This window comes from Photorhabdus sp. S10-54 (assembly GCF_963878145.1).
Lineage (GTDB): Bacteria > Pseudomonadota > Gammaproteobacteria > Enterobacterales > Enterobacteriaceae > Photorhabdus > Photorhabdus kayaii.
Genome location: NZ_CAWNXG010000017.1, coordinates 1 through 19593, shown reverse-complemented (window position 1 = coordinate 19593; position 19593 = coordinate 1). Strand labels below are relative to the sequence as shown.

At 38.7% G+C, this 19593-nt stretch carries 18 protein-coding genes and 3 pseudogenes; 1 reads left to right on the top strand and 20 read right to left on the bottom strand.

Features of this window, described 5'->3' with window-relative positions:
* Nucleotides 1–9: 9 nt before the first annotated feature.
* From AACQ83_RS11420 to cpxR, 16 genes are all read right to left on the bottom strand, one after another.
* On the bottom strand, nt 10–621 hold the full coding sequence (locus AACQ83_RS11420) for a sugar transferase (protein ID WP_112877786.1): 612 nt from the start codon (nt 619–621) through the stop codon (nt 10–12).
* Nucleotides 622–1779: a DegT/DnrJ/EryC1/StrS family aminotransferase gene (locus AACQ83_RS11415; protein ID WP_112877785.1), complete on the bottom strand. Its 1158-nt coding sequence runs from the start codon at nt 1777–1779 to the stop codon at nt 622–624.
* A 10-nt stretch (nt 1780–1789) separates the two neighbouring features.
* A complete protein-coding gene (locus tag AACQ83_RS11410; protein WP_112877784.1) occupies nt 1790–2800 on the bottom strand; it encodes a glycosyltransferase family 2 protein in 1011 nt (336 codons plus the stop codon).
* Nucleotides 2801–2836: 36 nt separating this feature from the next.
* Nucleotides 2837–2983: a hypothetical protein gene (locus AACQ83_RS11405; protein WP_240000779.1), complete on the bottom strand. Its 147-nt coding sequence runs from the start codon at nt 2981–2983 to the stop codon at nt 2837–2839.
* A complete protein-coding gene (locus tag AACQ83_RS11400) occupies nt 2976–4214 on the bottom strand; it encodes a glycosyltransferase family 4 protein (RefSeq protein WP_112877783.1) in 1239 nt (412 codons plus the stop codon). Before AACQ83_RS11400 ends, AACQ83_RS11405 begins: the two co-directional genes overlap by 8 nt.
* A complete protein-coding gene (gene wecB, locus AACQ83_RS11395; RefSeq protein WP_112877782.1) occupies nt 4211–5281 on the bottom strand; it encodes a non-hydrolyzing UDP-N-acetylglucosamine 2-epimerase in 1071 nt (356 codons plus the stop codon). Before wecB ends, AACQ83_RS11400 begins: the two co-directional genes overlap by 4 nt.
* A 5-nt stretch (nt 5282–5286) precedes the next feature.
* Nucleotides 5287–6375 (bottom strand): glycosyltransferase, encoded by a 1089-nt coding sequence (locus AACQ83_RS11390; protein ID WP_240000778.1) that lies wholly within the window; start codon nt 6373–6375, stop codon nt 5287–5289.
* A gap of 11 nt (nt 6376–6386) precedes the next feature.
* Nucleotides 6387–7259 carry a hypothetical protein gene (locus tag AACQ83_RS11385; RefSeq protein ID WP_240000777.1) on the bottom strand — a complete coding sequence of 291 codons (873 nt, stop codon included), beginning with the start codon at nt 7257–7259 and terminating at the stop codon, nt 6387–6389.
* 346 nt (nt 7260–7605) lie between these two features.
* Nucleotides 7606–8715, bottom strand: coding sequence for a D-glucuronyl C5-epimerase family protein (locus AACQ83_RS11380; RefSeq protein WP_112877779.1), 1110 nt, complete (start codon nt 8713–8715; stop codon nt 7606–7608).
* A gap of 1 nt (nt 8716) precedes the next feature.
* On the bottom strand, nt 8717–9940 hold the full coding sequence (locus AACQ83_RS11375; protein WP_112877778.1) for a lipopolysaccharide biosynthesis protein: 1224 nt from the start codon (nt 9938–9940) through the stop codon (nt 8717–8719).
* 5 nt (nt 9941–9945) lie between these two features.
* Nucleotides 9946–11016 (bottom strand): DegT/DnrJ/EryC1/StrS family aminotransferase, encoded by a 1071-nt coding sequence (locus AACQ83_RS11370; RefSeq protein WP_112877777.1) that lies wholly within the window; start codon nt 11014–11016, stop codon nt 9946–9948.
* A gap of 14 nt (nt 11017–11030) precedes the next feature.
* Nucleotides 11031–11618 carry an acyltransferase gene (locus AACQ83_RS11365; RefSeq protein WP_112877776.1) on the bottom strand — a complete coding sequence of 196 codons (588 nt, stop codon included), beginning with the start codon at nt 11616–11618 and terminating at the stop codon, nt 11031–11033.
* An 18-nt stretch (nt 11619–11636) separates the two neighbouring features.
* Nucleotides 11637–12686 (bottom strand): Gfo/Idh/MocA family protein, encoded by a 1050-nt coding sequence (locus AACQ83_RS11360; RefSeq protein ID WP_112877775.1) that lies wholly within the window; start codon nt 12684–12686, stop codon nt 11637–11639.
* A gap of 14 nt (nt 12687–12700) precedes the next feature.
* Nucleotides 12701–14011, bottom strand: a complete 1311-nt coding sequence (locus tag AACQ83_RS11355) for a nucleotide sugar dehydrogenase (protein WP_112877774.1) — start codon at nt 14009–14011, stop codon at nt 12701–12703.
* A 392-nt stretch (nt 14012–14403) separates the two neighbouring features.
* Nucleotides 14404–15774: an envelope stress sensor histidine kinase CpxA gene (gene cpxA / locus AACQ83_RS11350; RefSeq protein WP_112877773.1), complete on the bottom strand. Its 1371-nt coding sequence runs from the start codon at nt 15772–15774 to the stop codon at nt 14404–14406.
* Nucleotides 15771–16466: an envelope stress response regulator transcription factor CpxR gene (cpxR, locus tag AACQ83_RS11345; protein ID WP_112877772.1), complete on the bottom strand. Its 696-nt coding sequence runs from the start codon at nt 16464–16466 to the stop codon at nt 15771–15773. The genes cpxA and cpxR overlap by 4 nt, the downstream gene beginning before the upstream one ends.
* 157 nt (nt 16467–16623) lie before the next feature.
* Between cpxR and cpxP the strand changes: the two genes are divergently transcribed.
* Nucleotides 16624–17118 carry a cell-envelope stress modulator CpxP gene (gene cpxP / locus AACQ83_RS11340; RefSeq protein ID WP_112877771.1) on the top strand — a complete coding sequence of 165 codons (495 nt, stop codon included), beginning with the start codon at nt 16624–16626 and terminating at the stop codon, nt 17116–17118.
* A gap of 217 nt (nt 17119–17335) precedes the next feature.
* Here cpxP and AACQ83_RS11335 read toward each other — a convergent pair.
* The 4 genes and pseudogenes from AACQ83_RS11335 to AACQ83_RS11320 all read right to left on the bottom strand — a co-directional run bounded on the left by AACQ83_RS11335 (nt 17336) and on the right by AACQ83_RS11320 (nt 19061).
* Nucleotides 17336–17947, bottom strand: a pseudogene (locus tag AACQ83_RS11335) (phage integrase).
* 227 nt (nt 17948–18174) lie between these two features.
* A pseudogene (locus AACQ83_RS11330) lies at nt 18175–18448 on the bottom strand (ISKra4 family transposase); the annotation flags it as partial.
* A 102-nt stretch (nt 18449–18550) separates the two neighbouring features.
* A pseudogene (locus AACQ83_RS11325) lies at nt 18551–18826 on the bottom strand (type II toxin-antitoxin system RelE/ParE family toxin).
* Nucleotides 18819–19061 (bottom strand): type II toxin-antitoxin system ParD family antitoxin, encoded by a 243-nt coding sequence (locus AACQ83_RS11320; RefSeq protein WP_112877769.1) that lies wholly within the window; start codon nt 19059–19061, stop codon nt 18819–18821. The pseudogene AACQ83_RS11325 and the gene AACQ83_RS11320 overlap by 8 nt, the downstream one beginning before the upstream one ends.
* Nucleotides 19062–19593: the final 532 nt, after the last annotated feature.

Sequence of the window (19593 nt, the reverse complement as noted above, 5' to 3'; positions counted from 1 at the left end):
AATAGTTAATTACCTAAAAACTACTTTGTAAATGGTTTTAAAAATAATCTTTAGATCATAGAAAAATGACTTTTTATCAATATATTCCAGGTAGTATTTGGCTTTTATCGGCATAATAATGTCGATATAAGCTTGATGAGGGTCTTTATATTGGCTTAATATCTGGTTTTCATCGATCATTTCGATGGAAGCCAAATCTGTTATGCCGGGTTTTACCGATAATATTTTGTTTCTGATATCATCTGGATATTTGTCCATAAATTGTGGCACTTCAGGTCTTGGTCCGACTAAGCTCATTTTTCCTCTAACAACATCAATTAGTTGAGCTAATTCATCAATTTTATATTTGCGTATAAATTTTCCAGAGTGGGTAATACGGAGGTCATGACCAATAGTAAGTTGTCCTTTTTGCTCCGATCCAGTGGTCATGCTCCTAAATTTGTGAATATAAAAATCTTGATTATATTGGCCCACTCGTTTTTGTCGGAAAAAAATGGGTCCTTTCGAATCCATTTTTATCCAGATAGCAATAGTGATTAAAATAGGGAGTAACAGGATGAGTCCAATGAGAGAAGAAATAAAATCAAAAAGCCTTTTTATCGCTAAATAATATGTCATCATTTATGCCAAGATCTCTTTAATTGTTTTGATAACGTAGATTTGGTCTTCTTTTGTCATTTTTGTGTATAAAGGAATGGATACAATTCTCTTAAAATTTTCTTCTGCAACTGGGAAGTTGTTTTCATTAAGAGAATAGGTATTTTTCCATATAGGCTGTTTATGTAGTGGAATAAAATGGACAGAGCAGCCGATGTTTTTTTCTGCCATTTTTATAATAAAGTCATCTCTGGATATGTTGACTTCATCATTTAATCTAATGGTATATAAGTGCCACGCGTGTTGGCTATTAGGTTCTTTAGGTTTCGTGGGTAAGGTAATGGGCAGATCTTTTAATTCATTATCATAGAGTTTAGCCATTTCCTCTCTTTTCTTATGAAAAGTATCTATTTTCTGTAGTTGGTGGATGCCAATGGATGCACAAATATCTGGCATGTTATATTTATAGCCTGGCTCAATCACTTCGTAATACCAGGCAGGTATTTTGGATTGATATCTATCAAAGGCGTCTTTGCTAATGCCGTGGAGACGCATTGTTTTTGCTCTTTTTATGATATTTGGATTTCTGGAGACTAGCATGCCGCCTTCCGCCGTCGTCATGGTTTTATTCGCGTAGAAGCTGAACACGGTGACATCGGTGTCTAGCGTGCCAATTTTCTTTCCCTTGTATAAAGTCGGAAATGAGTGGGCGGCATCCTCAACTATTCGTAGATTAAATTTTTTAGCGATTGCAATGATGGCATCCATATCACAGGATAAACCAGCAAAGTGTACCGGTATAATGGCTTTAGTTTTGGTAGTTATTGCTTTTTCTATTGCTGTTGGATCAATATTCAGGCTGTCAGGTAAGGAATCAACAAAAATGGGATGAGCCCCCAGATAACGGACAACTTCCGCTGTTGCGGTGAAGGTATAGGTAGGCACGATAACTTCATCACCCGGCTTAATACCTATGGCTTCCAGCGCTAAATGCAATCCCGCTGTTGCTGAATTTACCGCAATGGCCTCAACATCAGAATCTAAATATTGGGCAAAATCTTGTTCAAATCTTTTGGTTTTAGGTCCGGTGGTTATCCAACCCGTTTTAAGTGAATCAATAACTTCATTAATTTCTTCTTGACCAATTTCTGGGAGTGCGAAAGGGAGAAAAAAAGAGTTCATGTAATAATCCTTATCTTTTGTTTTTTACGTGGAATTTCTTATTGAATATAATTTTCATTATTCCAATGAGATACCCTGATCCATAAGATAAATGTATGCACAGAAATATTAATGGTAAGAAAATATAGTTTTTTTTATTTTTTAAATGGGCTTTTATTGTTACCAATAAAGTTAAGAAGAAATAAATAAAAATACAACCTATATATAGATGTAAAAATATTGAGCTAGTGAATGAGAGGACTAATCCTAGGATTAACCCTAAGACAAAAATTGGTGGTATTAATTGCCGAAATGATGTTATTTTTTTCAATTTGAAATTGACTAGTGGTTTAAATAAACCGTATTGGTAAAACATAGAACAGATTTTTTTAATTGAGTCTCTGGGGTAATAATCAATAATAATATCTGGGGAAAGATATATATTACCTCCATGCTTTATAATTCTATTGTTAAATTCATCATCTTGGTTTCTGATTAAATCCTCATCAAATAACCCTATTTTATCGAATATTGTTCTTTTGAAAAACCCAAAAGGTACCGTATCAACTTTTTTTATATTATTAATGCCAATTCGAAAATAGGAGTTACCCATTCCAAAGCGACTACTTAAGGAATATGCAATATTATCGGCAATGGTTGTAGAATTACATGGTTTTGTATTGAAAATTCCACCTATATTATCAGCATCAAGTTTTTTTGATAAACTATATAGTTTGGATAAATAGTTACTGGGATAGCTGGAATGAGCATCGATTCTGGCTATATATTCCCCTGATGAATTTTTTATACCAATATTCAGAGCAGCAGGGACATGTTTCGCAGGGTTGTATAGTAATTTTATGAAGCCATACTTTTTAGTGTAACTCTGAATTATCTTTAAAGTATTATCTGAGCTATAACCATCTATAAAAATAATCTCTAATTGCCCGGTAGGGTAATCTTGTTTTAGAAGTGATTCAATACACCCCTTTATATATTTTTCTTCATTTAATATAGGGCAAATAACTGATATGTTTATCATGGTTGAATAATCACTCTATTTGGATAGTAATGATAGCTATTTAAATGTAATCCCTATATTTTGTTCAAATCCTCCGGTTTTAGGTCCGGTGGTTATCCAATCGGTTTTAAGTGAGTCAATAACTTCATCAATTTCAGATTGCCCAATTTCAGGTAATGCAAAAGGAAGGAATTTATTATTCATGATTGATGATTGCCTTTATGAAATTGTCTGCTAATACAGAATAAGCGTGATTTTCTAAAGCGTAAATTTTGCCTCGTTGCCCCATTTGGTTTAATTCGTCAGTTGATAGCTCGTTGAGTTTTAATAAGGCCTGAGCAATGTCTTCTGGCTCGCCTGATTTAACTGTAATACCGCAATTCACGTCAGAAACGGGATCATTACTGGCGTCAATTGCACATAAAATAGGTTTGCCCGCCATCATGTAATCAATAAGTTTATTCGGGCTGATGCCAAATCTGAATAATGATTGCTTTTGTAACCCTATATAGGCAATTTCAATTTTATTGAGTAGTGTTGGGATTTGAGTTTTGGGGATAGGATCAAAGAATATAATGTTATTTATGCCCAGTAATTTAGATTCCTCAATTAAATTATCCTTTTCAAGTCCCGTGCCGACTAATAAGAATGTCATCGGTTTATCATGAAGAAGTGAAGCGGTTTTGAGCAGTTTTTCTAGCGCATTTGGGCGTCCGTGGGCGCCGCTATAGCATACAATTTTATGCCCTTTATTTTTCTCTGTTACAATAAGTTTTTCTAGTGAACTGTTTAACGGAGTAGGTTGATTTATCCAATCCTCTACAACCACGCCATTAGGGATAATATGTAATTTATTGAGATCTAATCCATGTGCTTTCGTATGTTCTTGTACATTTGGGAGCATGGAAATAACTATATCCGCATATTTATAAGCCGCGTTTTCAGCAAGTTGGCATAATTGAATAAATGGATGTTTAGGTGACATTCCACCTAATTCTATGGGCGAAAGAGGCCATAAATCATGCAGTTCAAAGACCAGTTTTGCATTAGCTTTTTTGGCGAGACGTTTTGCAATCCATATATCCATAGGATATGTACTTGAAGCAATGACAATATCAGGTCGATATTTTTTGATTAAATTATGGCTATCAAGCCAAATTTGTCGTAAAAAAGAGAAGATATTTTTGACTCTGGATAATCCATTTCCGTTATAGCTCGGGGTGGGATACCAGATATATTCTAAGCCGTTAATATTTTCGGTGGTTTTTTTATTATTTATCAGTTTAGGTTGTTTTGTCCGAACATGAGAATAAGAGGCTGCGAGTAAGGTAATATTATGTCCCGATTTAACCCATTCTTGCCCTAAATGATATGGACGAAACTCCATACCTAGGTCCGGCGAACCCGCATAATGGTTTATATAGACGATATTCATAGTAATTTTTCTAATTCGTCAGCAATGCGTGTTGCAGCGATACCACCACCATACATGGATTGAACCGAGCTTATATCAATACCCATCATGTCATGAACTGATTGGGTTATTTTGTTACTTTCAGCCTCTGAGAGTTTATTCACGTCTGCTGCAATTAATTCTACCCATTCAGTTTGATCCCTCACGGTGACACAAGGTTTCTTGAAGAAGAAAGCCTCTTTTTGGAGTCCACCGCTATCGGTAATAATCAGGTCGGTGTTTTTGAGTAGCCAGATCATCTCTAAATATCCCACTGGCTCAATTAAATGGACATCTAACTGTAAGCCGTATTGTGCTAACACTTTTTTAGTCCTTGGATGAATCGGCATAACAACAGTAGCAATCCTTCTATGTATGTCGTTTAAGGCGTTCACTATTTCAGTTAGACGTTCCTGATTATCGGTATTTTCAGCACGATGGAGCGTGGTTAATATGAAGTTTTGTATGGAATCCAGTCCATTGGGTTTTTTGGCTGTTTGGCTGAAATATAAAGCGGCATCTTCCATGACATCACCGACTTTTCTGATATGAACGGGCTTTGAATTGAAGCCTTCTTTTTGTAGATTATTGACGGCGGTGTCTGTTGGACAGAAGAGAATTGAGCTGACATTATCGGTTAATATTCTATTGATCTCTTCGGGCATTTGCATATTAAAACTGCGTAGACCGGCTTCAACATGGATAATGGGAATATGTAATTTAGATGCGGCTAATGCGCCCGCTAAAGTCGAGTTTGTATCACCATATACCATAACGGCATCCGGTTTTTCTGTGATAAGGACTTTTTCAACTTCGATTAACATCTTTCCGGTCATTTCACCGTGCGAGCCGCCATGAATATTGAGTGTGTAATCCGGTTTGGGAATGGCTAATTCATTAAAAAATATATCAGACATATTACTATCAAAATGTTGACCGGTATGAATGATAATTTCTTTAAATTTATTATGATTTTTTAAAGCGCGAGATACCGGGCTGGCTTTAATGAATTGCGGTCTGGCGCCTAATACGGTAATAATTTTTTTCATATCGATTAACGTCCAATTTGTTGATAAAATTTGGTTAGTTTATTTTGTTCAATATCCCAATTGTATTTTTCATTGACTGCCAAGAGACCACTGTTACCCATTTCTTCTGCTATATCAGGGTTATTTGATAAGTAATCTATCGCATCAGCTATTTGCTTAGGGTTTAATGGGTCGACACAAATGCCACAATGGTTTTTTACAACAATATCTTTCCATAATGTGAAGTTTGAAGCGATAACAGGGATGCCGGCACTCATATATTCGAATATTTTATTGGGTTGGGCATCAATATGATTGGGGAGAGGGTGATATAGAACGATACCCGCAATAGATTTAGATAAAAGTTCCTTGGTTTCTATGCGATTTAAAAATCCCAGAGCATCTATTTTGTGCCAATTTTTCATGCTTTTTATTTTGTTCTCTAAATCTGTGTCAGAAAAATTGCCCGCTAATTTCATTTTTGTATTCGTCGTGAGGTGAGAGAGGGATTCAACCATCTCGGCTATACCTCTAATGTCGGAAATGCCGCCGACATAGCAGACTTGTTTTTCTTTTTCGTGCCAGTTGGCATGTTTATTATGCAACTCGCCTAATATGGGATAGTTATTAATGTCTATGGTGTTGTTATTGAGTTTTAAGAATTTGTCTCTTATTGATGGTGTAGCTGTAATAATGCCATCAAATTTAGGTGCAGAATACTTTTCGTAGAGGGTAAATAACTTAGAGATAATAACTCGGGTAAATTTATTTAAATAAGGCTTGCTAAAAATTTGTTTAGGGACATCTTCATGGGCATCAAAAATGACTATTTTACCTTTCTTTTTCAGTTTTAATCCGATAGGGATGAGTTCCGGATCATGAAAATGATATAAGTCAGCGTCTAGTTCTAATGCTTTTTTATAAACTTTATCGGTTGTTTTAAAGATTCTATTTAATCGGCCGGGTAATATACCGACATCGATGATAGCAATGTTATTCTTGACTTCATTATCTTTACCATCTGCGACAATAAGCGAGACCTCATGTTCTTTTTGTAAGGCATAACATTCTTTTAGGAAAATACGGATGTCGAAACGTGAATGTACCGAGGTCATGTGTGTAATTTTCATAAGGATATTTTGTTAGTTTTTGTAGGGAATAAAAATAATAATATGCTTAATGCCAGCAGCCCATAGGTCAGTAGCAGTGCTGTAATTGCTGAGTTTGATATTGTGTATACAAAGGGTAGATAGAGTGTCGTTGAAAATTCAAATGGAACCTTTTTTGAGCTTAGGTTCATGGCAAAGATTAATATATTAAATATAAAAAAGTTTATTATTAAACCCAGTGTACCGTATCTGGCGATACCGTCTCCAATAAAGCCAGTATTCGCTGAACCTGAGGTACCATAATAGATTTGAGAAACTATTTGAGGAGCTTCTGTCGTAAATTCACTATTGTTGTTGTAGATATAATCATAAAAGTAATAGGTATTTAATGTTGGTGTGAAGAATACTCTGCGTAGCCAATGTATCAGTGGATCATAAAAATCGAAAATAAAATATAATATCCCGGCAGCAAGGAATAAATAGAGAATTATATTTATCACCGAGTTACTTATCGATCTTGTTCCTTTTATATAGAAGAATAGAATGATAACGGCGAGATTCATGAATGCTATGCTTTTTAATCCTGAGGAGCTGTAGATTAAATAGGAAATCATAATGCTTATTGTAATGAGGACATATTTAATCGGACCTCTGATATAGAGTGAAGCTAATAATAGCAATGGTGAGATAACATATCCCCCATTGGTGATGATGTACATAGTGAGTAGCGGCGTGTTGTCTTTAAAGTGCTGTCTCACGGAATAAACTTTAAATATATTAGGAGGTATTAAACTTAATCCAGGATTACTCATGACGAATAAGAGTACAATAATACCACATCCTATTATCAGTATTTTATATAAATCCCACGGGATTTTTAGTTTCGGCATGGTTATTCTATCTATTATCCGAAAGAATAATATAGATGAGAAAAATAATATGTTTATTGTGCATACGAAAATGATTGAATAGACAGAAGCTGAATTAATCAGTGGGAATATAATTGATACCGGTATAATGTAAGTGATATAGATTAACCATAAAAAAACCATCACGGGATTTTTTTGATTGTTGAGTAAAATGAGTGGTAGAAATGATATCCAACAGAAAAAAATACTTAAGTAACCTTGTGGGGTAATATTATATCCTCTTACCTCATGGAATGTATCTAATATAAGCACTGAATTCAGGTAGATAATAACCTGATAGATAAATATTTTCAGGATTATTTTAATATTATTTTGCATTTTTGCTGATAAAAAAGTAAATGGATGATAATACTAAGATAGACAGAAAATACATAGTGATGAATTGATAGTATGCCCAACTTGTAGGGCCATGTTTTATGTAATAATACCCGCTATTAGCGGCGGAGTTATTCCAATTATTATATAAGTCTATTATTTTTTTATTTTTAAAATTTTGATTTCTATCTATTAGATCTTTTAAAAGAAGGGTATGTATTTTATGATATTTAATGTTGCTTGGATTGCCAATTAAATCATAGCTGGACCATTCGTTTTTTATGTCGAACTTAAATATATTATGACTGATTGATTGATATAATTTATCGGATATTTTGGTATTTTCATCTATATTTAGATAATTTTCAAAAGATTCAATACCATAAGTAGAGTAGACCATACCGTTTAATACAAAAGCTAATTGGTCTGAATTGGCTTGAGGATCAACATACTCTTCAATCCAGGGCATATTATCTAATGTTGTTAAACTTCCGCCTTTATGGATAGGCGCGAGTGATGATTGATATAGTAATTTCGAAGTCAGCAAATATTTATCATCACCAAAATAGTCATAAGCTCTTAATAAGAGAATAATGGCATAGGCATCAGTTAGCCCAGACCACCAAGGGGCATAGAGTTTATTATTTTTGTAGCCTTTATATGACCAATCAAAATCATATAAGTAATGACTTTCACCATGAAATAATTTTATATTATTAAATAACCAATCGGCTGAAAATTTAAAATTAGTAATTAATTCATTTTGATTGAATTGAGGTGGCGGTACATTCCATCCCGGTAAGGATGAATCGGTTCGCCATAATATATTGGTGTTATCTTTATTATTTAAGCCTAAAGAAGAGTATATCAGACCATAGTGGACAACATAAAATGGGGATAAGAATGGCTCTGGAATATGAGGTGAGTGAGATAAAGGAAAACCATTGCTATTAAATTCGCGTTGAGTGAATTTCCCTTTCATGACTAGGTTTCTCACATTGCCATTGAATTCGTCTAGCTCATAAGCATATTTATTGAATGTATAGCTGACAATCATCACGATAATGATATAGGGAATTATTTTTATTATGATTTTCTTCATGTTAACCTTCTTTATGCATGAAAGATAATTTTAAAATATAAGCCGTACTTGTCATATAAAGAACAAAACTTGTGAGTGAAAATAATAACAGGGTAAGGTAAATATCGCCTAATAGATATCCAGCAAGGAGGGCGATTAATCTTAATATAATCGATATTGTTTGAATAAATAAATTGCTTTTCTGATGTTCATAAATGGATAAATATATCGATAACGATGAATATATTATTTGTCCGCATAAGTGCGGTATTAAACATAATAGATATTTACCTGATTCAAGCCATTCTTCACCGAAAATAAAGCTTATGATCGGTATGCCCGTGAAGTATGTCACTATAGCGAATAAAATAGCAATGAGCGTTAGACAATAAAATGTCTTTTTTATCTTTAAGAAAGGTGATATAAGTGTGTCTTTTAAGTATCCTTGTAATATAGACGAAACGGTTTGGGTTAATAGTGTAATTGGAGCGCCTGATATTCTGGATGCAATTAAATAAAATCCTGCCGATTTTAGCCCATAGGTGGACATGATAAATAATTGGGGCAGCTCATTACTAAACGTGTTAATTGAAGCCGCAGGAAAATCATAAACTGGAAATCGATAATATTTCTTAGCCAGTAGTCTTATTTTTCTAAGTTCATGTTTGCTGATAATTAAACGATATTTGGATCTTTTACTTAAAAATAGGACACCTAATGATTGACCTAATATTTGGCCTAAGATGAGACTGCTTGCGCCTAAATGGGCAATGCCGCCAATGAGTTGGGTGCTAATCATGGCAACTGTTTGCGTTATTTTAGTGATAGAGAGTGCATAGTATTGTTTTTCTCTTATACTATTGAAACTCACTGCCCGATAAAACCCATAAGTGATAATACCTAGTGGGATATAGTATATATAGTTTCCTATAATTATTTTTTCTGGTGTTTTAGATATTGCAAAAACAGTGATAACTATTAGGCTAATGGTTATTGGAATAATGCAAGATAATGTGACTAATGAATTAATTTCACGATTTTTTTCTGATGAACTTATTGAAAATTCATAACGAAGACAAGCACCAACGGCAAAAACACTTAAAAGCGATGAAAAGGAAGCATAAATACCTAATTCTTCCGGTGAAAATAGTCTTGTTAATACTGGCGTTGATAGTAATAATAATATCTGGCTGAATAATGATGAGAGTAATAAGCCAGATATATTCCTCAATAATTTATAATTCATGGATTTTAAATTGAACTGGCAATTTTATTAATTAAATCTACGGATAAATAAGGATGCATCGGCAAACTAATGACTTCTTGTGCGATTTCGTCTCCTATAGGCAGAGCAATATGGCTGGCCACCGCCGGTTGTTTATTGAGTGGAATAGGGTAATGCACGGCGGTTGGAATGCCTTGTTCTTTTAATTTGTGTTGTAATGCATCGCGGTTTTTAACCCGGATAGTATATTGGGCATAGGCGGAGAGATTATGTGGCTCAATATATGGCGTGGTCAGGATGCCGATGTTATTCAATGCCTGATGATAGTTTTCTGCCACCGTCTGACGTAATGCCATTTCTTCCTCAAATATCTCCAGTTTGGGCAGCAGAATAGCTGCTTGCAGAGTATCTAAACGGCTGTTCACCCCGACTCTGACATGATGATATCGTCGGTCTTGCCCATGACGGGCTATTTGACGAATAATTTTCGCCAGCTCTTCATCATGGGTGAAAATAGCGCCGCCATCGCCGTAACACCCCAACGGTTTGCTGGGGAAGAAACTGGTACATGAAATAGTCGTTAAGTTACAGGAGCGTTTGCCTTTATAAGTCGCGCCAAAACTTTGGGCCGCGTCTTCTATGACGGTCAGGTTATGTTTTGCTGCGATGGCATTAATTTCGTCAAAATCGGCACATTGGCCGAATAAGGAAACCGGAATAATCGCTTTGGTTTTCGGGGTAATTGCGGCTTCGAGTTGCGCCGGATCTAAATTATACGTGGTGGGCTTGACGTCAACATAAACCGGCACCCCGCCCAGTAACGCAACAGTTTCAGCGGTGGCAATGTAGGTAAAGCCGGGGGTAATCACTTCGTCGCCGGGTTTAATGCCAATCGCCATTAAGGCAATTTGCAAGGCGTCGGTGCCATTGGCGCAGGTAATACAATATGGCGCTCCGGTGTAGGCAATCAGCTTTGCTTCTAATTCGTCGACTTCGGGCCCTAAAATATATTTTCCGTGTGTTAATACTTTCTGGATATTCGCGTCAATTTTATCTTTAATTTTAAGTTGCTGTGCTGCCAGATCGGTAAATTGCATGCCTTTATCCTTGCTTATTTAATTCGCACGACAATATGGTTATTGAGTTGATAAACATGATGAGTATGAGGGCAGGCGGTAGTGGCTTGCCCGTGCAGCGGTAAATCGAGTTGTTCACCAAATTCACTCATCCAGCCAATTTGTTTGGCCGGCACACCTACCATCAGGGCATAATCGGGAACATCTTTATTTACTACCGCGCCGGCGCCAATAAAGGCATAAGCGCCAATGGTAGTGCCGCAAATAATGGTACAGTTGGCGCCTAAGGTGGCGCCTTTTTTTACCCGCGTATTTCGATATTCACTTTTTCTTTCAATTAATGAACGGGGGTTATAGACATTGGTGAACACCATGCTGGGGCCACAAAATACCCCATCTTCCAGATGAACATTGTCATAAACCGAGACATTATTTTGTATTTTGCAGTGATTGCCGATGGTGACTTTATTGCCAATAAAGACATTTTGTCCTAAAGAACAACCTTCGCCGATTTGCGCGCCAGAACAGATATGGGTGAAATGCCAGATACGGCTGTTTTTCCCGATTTGCGCTCCTTCATCAACAATGGCACTGGAATGTATCATTACGTGTTCTGCTGACATGAAACCGGTTCCATTGATTTAATAGGTTAAAGGTAAAGAGATGGTTTTATTATCTCTGGCGGATAAATAGGCGGCGATAAGCAGTTCTAAGGATTTTAAGCCTTCCCGGCCATCGGTTATCGGTTTGGCGTCGCCTTTCATCACCTCAATGACATTTTTATAATAAAGCGGGTGACCAAAGCCATAAACGGAAGTGGTTTCGTAATTGGCGGCTTTGACTTGTTGGTCATACTCTTTTTCGTCAGCGAAATGCCATTCCTGGATTTCATTGACGGCTAAACCCCCCACTCTGACCGTGCCTTTTTCCCCTAAGAGGGTGATTGAACCTTCGAGATTTTGCGGATAAGTGCACATGGTAACGGCCATCGAGCCTAATGTGCCATCCCGCCAGCGGATATTGAGTACCCCGGTATCTTCCGTTTCGATATCTAAGTGGGTCGAGGTCATGGCCTGAACATCTTTGACCGGGCCGATTAGCCATTCAATTAAATCCACATAGTGGCTCGCCTGATTCATGAAGGCGCCGCCATCAAATTCCCAGGTGCCCCGCCAGGCGGCCTGGTCATAATAGGCCTGGGGACGGGTCCAGAAAACATTGAGGTGGACCAGGTGGATTTTGCCAAACCGTTTTTCGCTGACTGCCCGTTTCAGTAATTGCAAGGTGGCATTTAAGCGGTTTTGTTTGACGACAAAGAGGTGTTTTCCGGCTTTATCCGCGGCCTTAACCATGTTTTCCCCATCAGCTAATCGGGTGGCCATCGGCTTTTCGGTGACGACGTGAAAGCCTTTATCAAAACAGGTTATCGCCTGTGCTGGGTGAAGGCCGGATGGAGTGGTCAGGATAATGATATCCGCTGTGATGTTATCTAACATCGTATTTAAGTCGCTGAAACCCGGGACGCCGGTTTTTTCTACTGCTGTGTTTAATGCGTCTTGATCGTTATCACAGACGGCGACTAATTCGGCCGCTTCTTGATGTATTTCCAGAGAATTGAAATGATTTTTAGCGATCCGTCCACAACCGACTAAAGCAAATCTTATCTTTCTGTCGTTGATCGTGCTCAGCATAATCTTATCCTAAGTTAAGCTTTGATAATGTTTGTGTGATTGGGGGAGTATTTACCACGAGTATCGACGACTAATTTGGCGTGATTGATAATTAATTCATAATCAAATTTATCGTGATCGGTGGCTAAAATAACGCAGTCGAAGGTTTTGAGACTATTTTCCGTGATGGGCTGACTGATTAAATTAAAATGATGTTCACGCATTTTCGGAAAGACCGGGACATGCGGATCGGCATATTCAATATTGGCCCCTAATTCGCTTAATTTTTCCATAATATGTACTGAGGGGCTTTCTCTCATATCATCCACATTCTTTTTATAAGCGATGCCGAGGATTAATATGCGGCTGCCATTAATGGATTTATTCGCTTTATTCAGCGCTAATACGGTTTTGGTGACCACATAATCGGGCATGGAGGAATTGACTTCACCGGAGAGTTCAATAAAGCGGGTATTAATACCATATTCTCGGGCTTTCCAGGTTAAATAGAAGGGATCAATTGGAATACAGTGCCCGCCTAATCCGGGGCCGGGATAATAGGGAACAAAGCCGAAAGGTTTGGTTGCTGCGGCTCTAATCACTTCGTGGATATCAATGCCCATTTTATCGGCAACGAGTTTCATTTCGTTGACTAAGCCGATATTGACCGCCCGATGAATATTCTCCAGGAGTTTTGTCATCTCTGCCGCTTTAGTTGAACTGACGGGAACCACTTGGTCAATGGCGTGTTGATACACGGCGATACCGGCTTTTAAGCAGTTTTCAGTATGACCGCCAATGACTTTAGGGATGGTGCGGGTTTCGAAATCAGGGTTACCCGGGTCTTCGCGTTCCGGTGAATAGACCAAAAAGATGTCTTCACCGACGGTTAACCCGCTCTCTTCAACTCTGGGTAATAATTCTTCTTCGGTGGTGCCCGGATAAGTAGTACTTTCTAAAGAGAGGACTTGCCCGGCTCTTAAATACGGTTTTACCCTATCGGTGGTGTTAATCACGAAACTAATATCGGGTTCACGGTATTTATTTAACGGCGTGGGGACGCAAAGAATAATGGCATCGCATTGAGCGATGTTGGTGAAATCTGTGGTGGCTTCAAAACCGGTATTTATCGCGTGACTGATTTTGGCGGAGGGAATATGTTCAATGTAACTTTGGCCTTGATTGAGTTTATCTGTTTTTTCTTTATCAATATCGAAACCAATCACTTTAAAGCCGATATCGTTATATCGGAGCATTAACGGTAAGCCAACATAACCCAGGCCAACAATGGCAATGGTGGCGGTTTTATTATCAAATTTCTCGGTGAGAATGTTGAGTGAGGACATATTTTGCCTTTTAAGTAAAAATAAAACTTATGAAAATAAATTACATTTTGTTTTTAATAGGGTGCTATCTATTGCCATAAGTTTTATTTGGCAGGTGAAACTTTAACAAGCTTTTTAAATAGATTGTGTAAGATATATTACTGAAATAATAAATAAGGTAATAATAAAGCTACCGCACTAGGTTATTGGCTCCCAGAACTCCATAGAACGTTATAATTTTATCTACTGTTTTGATTTTTCAATGCTTTTGTCTGCTGTAATAGAAAAGCAATGAAATATAAGGTTTTTTAATGAATAACAGGGGAGGTTAAACCGTCAGACTCATTGGGTCAAGTATAAATAAAATTTATTTATTTAATAAATTTGTATAATAAGCTTAGCGGAAATCTGTATTACCGGCCATGAAGTGGTAGCCAAATAACCAAGCGTAAGCCGCCGAGTGGGCTGTCCTCAGCACGAACCCAACCGCGGTGCTGGTTAATTGCGGTTTCAACAATGGCTAAGCCAAGGCCAGTGCCACCGGATTCTCGATCGCGGGCTTCGTCTGTACGGTAGAAAGGGCGGAATATGTGTTCACGGTCTTCCGGGTTGACGCCTGGGCCGTCATCATCAACGGTAATGGTGATCCCTTGATTATCGGTGTGAAATACGACCGCAATATGGTGGTGGGAGTAGCGTAAGGCATTACGCACGATATTTTCAAAAGCACTGCTAAGTGCTAATGGGTTGCAGTAAATTGCCCAGGAACTCGGTGGTAAGGTTACTTCAAGGGTTTTATCCATCTGTTCAGCTTCGAAGCGGGCATTGTCAAGAATATCGTTCCATAAATCTGTCATTTTGATGTTTTCTCTCAACAGTTCATTTTTATGCTGACTGCGGGAGAGTACTAACAGATCGTTAATCATGCTGTCTAGCCGTTGGGCTTCTGTCTCTATTCTTTCCAGTTCTTTATTTTCACCATGACGGCGGCGAAGTAATGCTGTTGCAAGTTGTAAACGGGTGAGAGGCGTGCGTAGTTCATGGGAGATATCGGAAATTAACCGTTGTTGTGCGGTGACCATTCTTTCCAATACACTGATCATCTGGTTGAAGCTGTTACCGGCGGCCAGAAATTCTTGTGGGCCGGCTTCCAGTTCTGGATGCTGGCGTAAATTACCTTTAGCAACATCGTCTGCGGCATTTTTTAATTTACGGGCAGGCTTAGCCAAACTCCATGCCAGCCATAATAGGAGTGGCGCACTGATTAACATGGTGGCAGTTAATAATAATAGTGGCCGGTCAAACATCAGATTAATAAAATCCGATTGTGGGCTATTCGCTGGACGAACTAAATAAAGCTGATAATGATCTTCTCCATCTCGAATGGAAAAGGGCCCTAGCATTTCAGAGCGGCCATATTTTTTCTTTTTAGGATGATCAGCGTTATCTGATTGTCCAATAAAGTTACGGACAACTTGCATTTCACTTCTTTGTGCGCCAATAACGCGCCCTTCGCTGGTGACCAGTATTAGGCGCTGACTTGGGGGGGCCCATTTTTCAATCGCGCGAAATAAACGGCGCCACCAAAGTAAATCGTTAGCGGGATCTTGAGCTAATTCAGCTTCGATATGTTGTTCCAGCATGACTCCCTGCCGGTATTCATTTTCCAGCAGAGAGGTCAGTTGTCTGGAATCCAGTTTCGGCACCATTAATACCAACATTAGGACTAACGCCAGAGTAAACCAAAAAATTGCGAAGATGCGTGCCGTCAAACTGTTTATCATGTCGCAGAAACCATTAAATATCCTCGGCCACGTAAGGTCTTAAACCAGGGGAGTCCATCTTCCCGCTCAGGCAATTTACGGCGTAGGTTAGAGATATGCATATCAATTGCGCGGTCAAATGGCGTGAGTCGCTTACCTAATACTTCTTGGCTCAAGTGTTCACGGGAGACAACTTGACCTAAATGTTGAGCTAATAGATAGAGTAAAGTAAATTCGGTACCGGTTAAATCGAGAATTTGATTAGCAAAGTTGGCTTCCTGTCGGCCAGGGTTCAATTGTAGGTTATCGACCTGAAGCGTGGGTGGGCCATTGTCTGTTTGCTGTTGTTCACTCCAGTTTGAGCGGCGAAGAATAGCACGTATACGTGCCACTAGCTCACGATCATTAAATGGTTTGGCAAGATAGTCATCTGCCCCTAATTCTAGTCCCAGAACACGATCCAAATCACTTCCTCGCGCTGTCAGCATGATGACTGGAGTTTGATGGTGTAGACGAAGCTCCTTTAATGTCGTAATGCCATTTTTACGCGGCATCATAATATCGAGTAGTAATAAGTCGATAGAATCGTCAAGGAATTTTAATGCCTGCTCTCCGTCATGAGCGACAACAACGTTAAATCCTTCCATTTCAAGTAATTCTTTTAATAGTGATGTCAGTTCACGGTCATCATCAACTAATAGGATTTTATGCATCGATTACTTCCTCCAAGAGCAAAAATACGATAACAAACTTTGCTATTCCACGACTTTACGTTCTTTTACAAGCCTCTGACGCTAGTTTGCAGCCGCGTAGGTATAGTTGTCCACATTGGACCTAATAGCATCGTTCGGGGAAACGAGGAATTGTTTAATGCGTAACATAGCAGCGTTAGTTTTAGCGTCAATATTTGTTCTTAGCTCGACTGCATCTTTAGCTGGAACAGCAAGTACAATGCACGCTGCTACGGTACCTGGTCATTGTGCACCTTGTGAGTATAAAAATGTAGGAAGTTATCATTATCGTAATAATAACGATATTGGTGATAACGACCATATGTTTAGCGGTATCACTTTAACTGAGCAACAGCGTCAACAGATGCGTGATTTGGTAGGGCAGAAACATCAACCGCACTCATCGATGTCAATGAGTCCCACAGAGCGAGAAGAGATGCGTAAGCTGGTCACTGCGAAGGATTTTGATGGAGTGGCTGTAAAGGCTCTGATTGAAAGGATGATTAGATGTAATGTGGAACACCAGGTTGAAATGGCACGAATCCATCACCAGATGTACCAACTGTTGACGCCTGAGCAACAAGCACAATTGGAACAACATTATCGGCAGCGTATGTCTCAGTTACCGAACTGATTTGTAGTACCCATAGAAGCAAAGTAGTAGCAAACGAGAATTTTTCCTTGCCATAGACACCATCCCTGTCTTTTCCCCCGCCTTTTGGCGGGATTTTTTTATCTGACTAAGATTAATTCACTTAAAATCAATCAGATAAAATTTTTGTAAGCAACTGTAAGTAGCGTGGAAATTTTTAAGTGTGGGCACTTTTGAGTGCTACGGTTGCTTGTTACTGCTAAATTTCCATGCCGCCATTCAGTGGGTTTAACGTGATTGCAAATTGCAAATAGTCGGGTGCTAGATGAGCATACGCCATAGTTTGTTGTATATTGGCATGACCGAGTATTTGTTGCAGTGCAACAATGTTTCCACCTTTCATCACAAAATGACTTGCGAATGTGTGGCGTAGAACGTGTGTTGCTACCGCTAAAAACTTCAAGTTTTTGCAATGTCGTTATCATTCCTGATAGACGATACATATCCCGATTTATCGTTGCGCTTTGATCCCATCAGCCAGACGATTACTGCGGTGTTCCAATAAAACATGCTTGTTGAGACGGTTTATAGATGGATCATTTAACTGCCTGATTGTCTTCATCAGTTGTCGTTTTTCTATAGTGCTGTTCTCTGCGGTTTGTCCGTGATATAGCCACCATAAGTTCAGTAAATCACTAAGGTCTTGTCTATCAGTTCTTGTACTGAGTTTTTGAGCATTTGCCATTGAATGACGTTCGAAGGCAATAGCTTCTGTCTTCTTGTTGAATGTTCTCCTGATGCGATTTCCTTGTCGCCCAAGAGGTCTAATGTCCACCATATAACGACCATCATCGAGCTTCTTAATTGGCATAGTGAAGCCCTCCGATGCAACAAATTGATTGACTGTCGATCCAGTCGATTAATTCCTCATGTAGTGTTAGCCAGTTTTCCGGTCTGAGTGGTGTGACGTTTTGATGTCTGCGCCATCAGGGGAGAGCGTTGGGCTAATTTGCCCAGATTCTGGGGCAATCTTTCCCGTCATTAGCCAGAGTGTGTATTTTTCAAATTTGGGGTGATTGGTAATTTGTAGGGCGGCACTTATGCTGCAACAGTTTCTGTAGAATAGTTACCCTTTCTTCACTTAATTTTATACTTGGATATCAATGCTCAAATTTGGCTTTTAAATCACCATTTAATACCTTTGTTCGAGTCTGTAGTAAATAATGTGCCCCCCGTTGGCGCCATTGCATTTGCTGTTTTTTCACCATGTGCTAGATATGACTTCATTGATCGTGGATTCAACGAACGTAGAAGAAATAGGTTCTCCATATCGGTACATTTCCCCATAATTTAGGATCATTACCAGATTATTGATAAAGTCCAGCAGATTTTTGATGTTGTATCAGTGATGGCAGCTCGCAGGACGAGACAGCTACGCTGGCTTGATGCACAGCACAACGTAGCACCCGCCCGCTCAAAGAAGATGACGGGGGTGATTCATCTGTTGATGAAGGATACGCGCAATCAGAATATCGGTATCCCGGATAGTATAGAAAACCGTGTGGCGGTGAAACGCAACCCACATTACACCTGGGACAGATAGGTTATATGTGGCATCTCTGCTAGCGTGTCAAAAAATGCTTCCAGTGCCTCCGTATAATGGTCAGCCTGAGCTTCACCGAGCTGCAAAAGTTGTATAATCATAAATCCCAGCAAAATCTTCAGCAGCCTGATCCGTGAGCTTATACATTATGTCTGCGTTTCCGTTGTTCCGCTATATCCCGTAGAGTCAGCGAGCTTTCCCCACTTTCCAAGCCAGCAATAACCGCCTTGCGTACAATCTCATCGTAAGCTTCTTGTTGCTCCAGCAAACGCAGCGCCGAACGTATAACTTCACTGGCATTTCCATAACGGCCACTTTCAATCATGTGCTGTACGAACCCGTCAAGCTGTTCGCCCATACTGACAGTAGTAATTTTTCTCATATCTCACCAATGTATTAATAGTTAATACATCATGTATACAGCAGATCAGGCCGCATTACCAACGTTCTGCTTAGTCCGTCCTACCAACCCGATCAGCAATGCCAATAAATTTTGCAGACAATGGTTGCGTTAACTAATTGCCATTTGAGGAGATTTGGCAATAGCTTTTTGCAATGGATAAATCACTGATCTATCGGTCAGAAGAATGGGATTGCACAAATGAATGTTTTTGTTCTTATGGTTGATGTAGAGAAAAGTTGGCAGTTATTGCAGCTACCCGGTCACTACCTATATTTATGATAATTAAAGATTTAATTGCTATATATTTTATTTAATATAGTTGATTTATGTAAAGATGGCTTGTATATAAATTTTTTGGCAAGGTGAAGTGACATGAATATTAGTTAACCTGAACTCTGGATAAAAAAATGGAACTAAGTGCCTGTTCCAAGATCAAAATTTTCGACCAAGAAAAAAACGATCTTATTAGGAACAGGCATGGATAAACTAGTTGAACTCTTCTGCGATGTCG